This is a genomic window from Pseudomonas sp. xss_2 (assembly GCF_043104195.1).
In the GTDB taxonomy this organism is placed as follows: Bacteria; Pseudomonadota; Gammaproteobacteria; order Pseudomonadales; family Pseudomonadaceae; genus Aquipseudomonas; species Aquipseudomonas urmiensis.
In genome coordinates this window covers 1-5,911 of record NZ_JBICKL010000067.1, presented here as the reverse complement: position 1 = coordinate 5,911, position 5,911 = coordinate 1, and the positions used below count along the sequence as shown (strand labels likewise).

The 5,911-nt window shown below is 63.4% G+C and carries 5 protein-coding genes; 2 read left to right on the top strand and 3 right to left on the bottom strand.

All coding sequences use genetic code 11. The annotated features are described in order from the left end of the window. Window positions 1-32: 32 nt before the first annotated feature. From holA to leuS, 3 genes are all read right to left on the bottom strand, one after another. Window positions 33-1,070, bottom strand: coding sequence for a DNA polymerase III subunit delta (gene holA, locus ACF8K2_RS17040; RefSeq protein ID WP_392466252.1), 1,038 nt, complete (start codon window positions 1,068-1,070; stop codon window positions 33-35). 39 nt (window positions 1,071-1,109) lie between these two features. Continuing rightward, window positions 1,110-1,715 carry an LPS assembly lipoprotein LptE gene (lptE, locus tag ACF8K2_RS17035; protein WP_186556674.1) on the bottom strand — a complete coding sequence of 202 codons (606 nt, stop codon included), beginning with the start codon at window positions 1,713-1,715 and terminating at the stop codon, window positions 1,110-1,112. 61 nt (window positions 1,716-1,776) lie between these two features. Beyond that, window positions 1,777-4,383, bottom strand: a complete 2,607-nt coding sequence (gene leuS, locus ACF8K2_RS17030) for a leucine--tRNA ligase (protein ID WP_392466248.1) — start codon at window positions 4,381-4,383, stop codon at window positions 1,777-1,779. Window positions 4,384-4,621: 238 nt separating this feature from the next. On the opposite strand from leuS, the gene ACF8K2_RS17025 reads away from it, so the two are divergent. Beyond that, window positions 4,622-4,936: a hypothetical protein gene (locus ACF8K2_RS17025; protein WP_186556676.1), complete on the top strand. Its 315-nt coding sequence runs from the start codon at window positions 4,622-4,624 to the stop codon at window positions 4,934-4,936. A gap of 136 nt (window positions 4,937-5,072) precedes the next feature. After that, window positions 5,073-5,834 (top strand): YdcF family protein, encoded by a 762-nt coding sequence (locus ACF8K2_RS17020; protein WP_186556677.1) that lies wholly within the window; start codon window positions 5,073-5,075, stop codon window positions 5,832-5,834. Window positions 5,835-5,911: the final 77 nt, after the last annotated feature.

Here is a 5,911-nt window from a genome sequence, read left to right as displayed (position 1 = left end):
TGGGCCGCAAAGCGGCCCCAAAAATCTCATATTTACTGAGAAGGCAAGCTCAACCGCTGCCCAGCCATCAACAGCGACAACCGCGCCAGGCTGGTCCAGGGCGAGCCCTCGGCCTGGCCCTTGATCTGCGCATCGATGCGTTGGGCATCCTGCAGCAACTGCGCCCAGCGTTGCGCCGAGAGGCGTTGCAGGGCCTTGCTGACCAGGGGCCGGCGCTTGTCCCACACCGGTGGCCGGGCCTGGCTGAACGCCTTGTCCAACGGCACGCCCTGGCTGAATTGCTGGGCAATACCCGCCAGTAAGCGCAACTCGCGAGCCAGCGCCCAGAGAATCACCGGCGGCTCTACACCCTCGCCGCGCAACCCCTCGAGCATACGCAGCGCATGCGCCGCCTCACCCTTGAGGATCGCATCGACCAGGCCAAACACATCAAACCTGGCACTGTCGGCCACCGCCGCCTGCACGGTTTCCACCGTGATCTGGTTGCCGTCGGCCAGCAGCTTGAGCTTTTCGATCTCTTGCGCGGCGGCCAGCAGGTTGCCTTCGACCCGAGCGGCGATCAGGTCCACCGCATCGCGCTGCGCCGACAAGCCTGCCTGGGACAAGCGCTGGTTGATCCATTGCGGTAACTGCTGGGCGTCCACCGGCCAGATCTGGATGAACTGGCAGTGCGCACCTTCGACCAGCGCCTTGCCCCACTTGGTCTTCTGCGCGCTGCCATCGAGCTTGGGCAGGCTGATCAGCAGCAGGGTGTCTTCGGCGGGGTTGGCGCAGTATTCCATCAAGGCCGCCGCGCCTTTGTCGCCGGGCTTACCCGAGGGCAAGCGCAGTTCCAGCAGGCGGCGCTCGGCAAACAGTGAAAGGCTGGCACCCGCCAGGAGCAGGCTGCCCCAGTCGAAGTTGGCGTCGGCACTGAATACCTGGCGTTCGTCGAAGCCTTGCTGGCGAGCAGCCGAGCGAATGGCATCGGCGGCTTCCTGGCACAGCAGCGGATCGTCGCCGCTGACCACATAGACCGGGGCCAAGGCACCTTGCAGGTGTTTGTTGAGTTGGGCGGGGGCGAGCTTCATGAGCACAAGGCGGGGCACCCCGGGGTGCCCCGTACGGGCTTAAGTGCCCGGGATTTCCAGAGGGGACTGTTGCGGTGTTTCATCGCGATAGCGCTGGGCGGCAGCGGCGGCTTCGGCTTCAGCCTTGGCGCGCTCGTCGGCCTCCTGCTGCAACTGGTCAAGTTGGGCAGGGGTCAGCATCTGCAGGCGCACGACCATGCCTTGCACCAGATCGCGACGCAGTTCTTCGCGGGTCTGGATGCCTTCCTGGTCGGAACCGGTGATGTTGTCGCCGTCATGCACGTAGATCTTGCGCACTTCCAGCTTGTCGCTGAGCAGCGGCACGTTGTTCAGGCCAAGAATGCTGTAGTCGAGCACGGTGGTCAGCTCGTACTCGGCCGAACGGTTGCCGCCGCTGTAGGTGGCGGCGCGCTGAGTTTCTTTCTCATCGGTCAGCACCAGGCGGTAAGGAGCGCCGGTGTGCACGTCGACGCCGCTACGCTGCAGCACCTGGCGCAGTTGAGTGACGGTTTCGCCGTAGGCGTTGCGGGCACTGACGTCCAGCTCTTTGATCGCCAGTTCGCTGGTGCCAGTGCCGCGCAGCTGGAAACCACAGGCGCTGAGCATGACAGCCAGGCCCATTACCAGCAGATTGCGTTTGATCATGTTGAAGCTCCCTTGTGGGCCTGTTCCGCCCGCCCGCAGTGGCTGCGGGCGGGCGTTGCCATCAGTTGGCGACGATGTTGACCAGCTTGCCCGGAACCACGATGACCTTGCGGATTGTCAGGCCGTCGGTGAAGCGCAGGACGTTTTCGTTGTTGCGGGCGGCTGCCTCGACTTCCTCGCGGCTGGCGGCGGCAGGCATTTCAACCTGACCACGCAGCTTGCCGTTGACCTGGACCACCAGGGTCACGGTGTCTTGTACCAGGGCGGCTTCGTCGACGCTCGGCCAGGCGGCATCGATCACCGACTGGCTGTGACCCAGCCCTTTCCACAGCTCGTGGCTGATGTGCGGGGTGATCGGCGCCAGCAGCAGGGTGACCGCTTCCAGACCTTCCTGGAGCAGGGCACGGTCCTGCGCGGTGGCTTGTGGAGCCTTCTCCAGCACGTTCATCACGGTCATCACCTGGGCGATGGCGGTGTTGAACTTGTGGTATTGGCCGACATCGGTGCTGGCCTGCTTGATGGCTGCGTGGATCGAGCGGCGAATGCCTTTTTGCGCGTCATCCAGGGCGGCGATGTCGAGCTGGCCCGGCAGGCCTTGGCTAACGTGTGCCTGGGCCAAGCGCCAAACGCGACGCAGGAAGCGGCTGGCACCTTCGACGCCGGAGTCGGACCACTCCAGGCTCATGTCGGGCGGCGAGGCGAACATCATGAACAGACGGCAAGTGTCGGCGCCGTAGGCATCGATCATCGACTGCGGGTCGACGCCGTTGTTCTTCGACTTGGACATCTTCTCGGTGCCGCCGATTTCTACCGGCAGGCCGTCGGTCTTCAGGCGCGCGCCAATGATCTTGGCCTTGGCATCACGCTCGATTTCCACGTCGGCCGGGTTGAACCAGTCCTTGCCGCCGTTGCTGGCAACGCGGTAGTAGGTCTCGGCGACCACCATGCCCTGGGTCAGCAGGTTCTTGAACGGCTCGTTCGAGGTGACCAGGCCTTCGTCGCGCATCAGCTTGTGGAAGAAACGCGCGTACAGCAGGTGCAGGATGGCGTGTTCGATACCGCCGATGTACTGATCGACCGGCAGCCAGTGGTTGGCCGCTTTCGGATCGACCAGGCCCTGGTCGTAGTTCGGCGAGGCGTAGCGGGCGAAGTACCAGGACGACTCGACGAAGGTGTCCATGGTGTCGGTTTCGCGCTTGGCCGCAGTGCCGCATTTCGGGCAGCTGCACTCGTAGAACTCAGGCATGCGCGCCAGCGGCGAACCGGCGCCGTCCGGTACCACGTTCTCCGGCAGGGTCACCGGCAGTTGATCTTCCGGCACCGGTACGTCGCCGCAGGACGGGCAGTGGATGATCGGGATCGGGCAGCCCCAGTAGCGCTGGCGGCTGATACCCCAGTCGCGCAGGCGGAACTGAGTGCGCGATTTGCCCAGCTCTTTGCGGATCAGCGCGGCTTCGATGGCATCGAAGGCGCCCTGGAAGTCCAGGCCGTCGAACTCGCCGGAGTTGATCAGCTGGCCATGCTCGCCGTAGGCGGCTTGCCATTCGCTGGACACTTCGTCACCGGCGCTGGTACGGACCACAGCCTTGACCGGCAGGTTGTACTTGTGGGCGAACTCGAAATCACGCTCATCGTGGGCAGGTACTGCCATGACCGCGCCGTCGCCGTAGTGCATCAGCACGTAGTTGGCGACCCACACTGGCAACTTCTCGCCAGTCAGCGGGTGCTCGACGAACAGGGAAGTGGGCATGCCCTTCTTCTCCTGGGTGGCCATGTCGGCCTCGGCGACACTGCCGCTCTTGCATTCGTCGATGAACGCCTGCAACGCCGGGTTGCCCTGGGCGGCCTGGGTGGCCAGCGGGTGCTCGGCGGCGACTGCGACGTAGGTGGCGCCCATCAGGGTGTCAGGACGTGTAGTGAAGACCTTCAGCGTGCCCTCATGACCGATGCTGGCCTGGTCATAGGGGAACTGCACTTCCATGCCGCGCGACTTGCCGATCCAGTTGCGCTGCATGGTCTTGACCTGCTCAGGCCAGCCCGGCAGCTCGTCGAGGCTTTCCAGCAGCTCGTCGGCGTAGTCGGTGATACGGAAGTAGTACATCGGGATTTCGCGCTTTTCGATCAGCGCGCCGGAACGCCAGCCGCGGCCGTCGATGACCTGTTCGTTGGCCAGTACGGTCTGATCGGCAGGGTCCCAGTTGACGGTGCCGTTCTTGCGGTAGATGACGCCTTTTTCAAACAGGCGGGTGAACAGCCACTGCTCCCAACGGTAGTAGTCAGGCTTGCAGGTGGTGACTTCACGCGACCAGTCGATGGCCAGGCCCAGGCTCTTGAGCTGGGTCTTCATGTAGTCGATGTTTTCGTAGGTCCACTTGGCCGGGGCGACGTTGTTTTTCATCGCCGCGTTTTCCGCAGGCATACCGAAGGCGTCCCAGCCCATTGGCTGCAGGACGTTTTTGCCGAGCATGCGCTGGTAACGGGCGATCACGTCGCCAATGGTGTAGTTGCGCACGTGGCCCATGTGTAGCTTGCCGCTCGGGTACGGGAACATCGATAGGCAATAGTAGGTGTCTTTGCCTGGCTGTTCGGTAACAGCGAACGATTGTTGCTCGTCCCAGGATTTCTGGGCGGCGGCTTCTACTTCACGGGGCGTGTATTGTTCGTGCATGGCTACTTTTGGCTGAGAGAGAAGAGACCTTGTTCCCGGCAGCGGAACCTCGCTGCGTCCGGCACTCCGGTGTCGGTAAGAGTGAACGCCGTAGCATACATGAGCGCTGCGCGTCGTGGGAAACCCTATTGCGCCGAGCGGCCTTGCGGGCCGTTTGTCGCTGCAAGCGGCTGCTTTTTGCAGTGACGCTAAGCTCAGGTGTGGGGGGAGATATCTTTATCTTCAATGAGGTGAACGGATGGGAGAATCGCAGCTACCCGCAAGCAAACCGGAGCTTTACGAACGCTTGATCGACCGTTTGGGACTGGCGCTGGAAGTGGCCAGGACATCGGTGAGATTACGCGACGAAATGCCAGCAGAACTGGAGTTGCGCGGCCTCAGCCATGCAGAGTTCGAAGTGATCAAGGCCTACCTGGAATCCCTCCCGGAAAGCCGTTTTGCCAGTGCCGCTGCCCACCAGCAGCCGGAGCCGTCGTCAGCAAAGATCGTCTGGCTCAAGGACAAGAAACGCCCCGCCACCACGGCGAGATCCAGGACGCTGCCATTCCGATAGTCGTTCAGGATTCCAGGCGCAGAGGGTCACGCGCCGGTTCTTTTTCCAACACATACCACATGATCGGCGCCGGATGCGTACTTGTTGCCCGGCGCCGATCCTCTTAGGCTGCACGCCTTCACAGGAGGTGTGCGCCGTGCCGATTCGTTACTTCATCAAACAATGGTTGTTGCCCCCAGGATTATTGTTCCTGTTGCTGCTGGCTGCCTGGTGGCTGCGCAAGCGGCGGCCGCGCCTGGCGTTGGCCTGTTTCGTTCTGGGCCTGGGCGGTTTGTGGTCGATGAGCTTGCCGTGGGTGGTGGAGCACGCTGCGCGGCAGTTGGAAACCGAACAGGCGTTGAGCCTTGAGCAGTGGTCCGGGCTGGCCGCACGCGCCGATGCGATCGTGGTGCTCGGGGCGGGGCGTGAGCGCGGTGATCCGGCTTGGGGGGGGCAGGACCAGCCCACCGGCACCGCGCTGGAACGCATGCGCTATGCCGCGCAATTGGCCAAGGCTTCGGGCCTACCGGTGCTGATCAGTGGCGGGCTGCATTATGGTACGCCGCCGAGTGAGGCGCAGTTGATGGCCGATCGGCTGCGCGATGACTTTGGCGTGCAGGTCAAGTGGAAGGAAGAGGGCAGCCGCACTACCTGGGAAAACGCCCAAATGAGCGCGCAAGTGTTGCAGCCGCTGGGTATTCGCCGGGTGGTGGTAGTGACCCAGGCCTGGCACATGCAGCGTTCGCGTTGGAGCTTCGAGCGGGCGGGGTTTGAGGTGGTGGCGGCGCCGGTGGGGTTCCTGGGCCAGGATCATGCGCGGCCGTTTGCTGGGCTGCTGCCTGATAGCCGGGCGGTTTGGCAGAGCGGGCAGTTGCTCAATGAGGCGGTGGGGTTAGTTGGGTATCGATTGTTCTACTGAGCGTAGGCGGTGGCGAAGCTATCGCGGGGCAAGCCCGCTCCCACGCCGCTGTAAGGACGATTGGCGTGGGAGTGGGC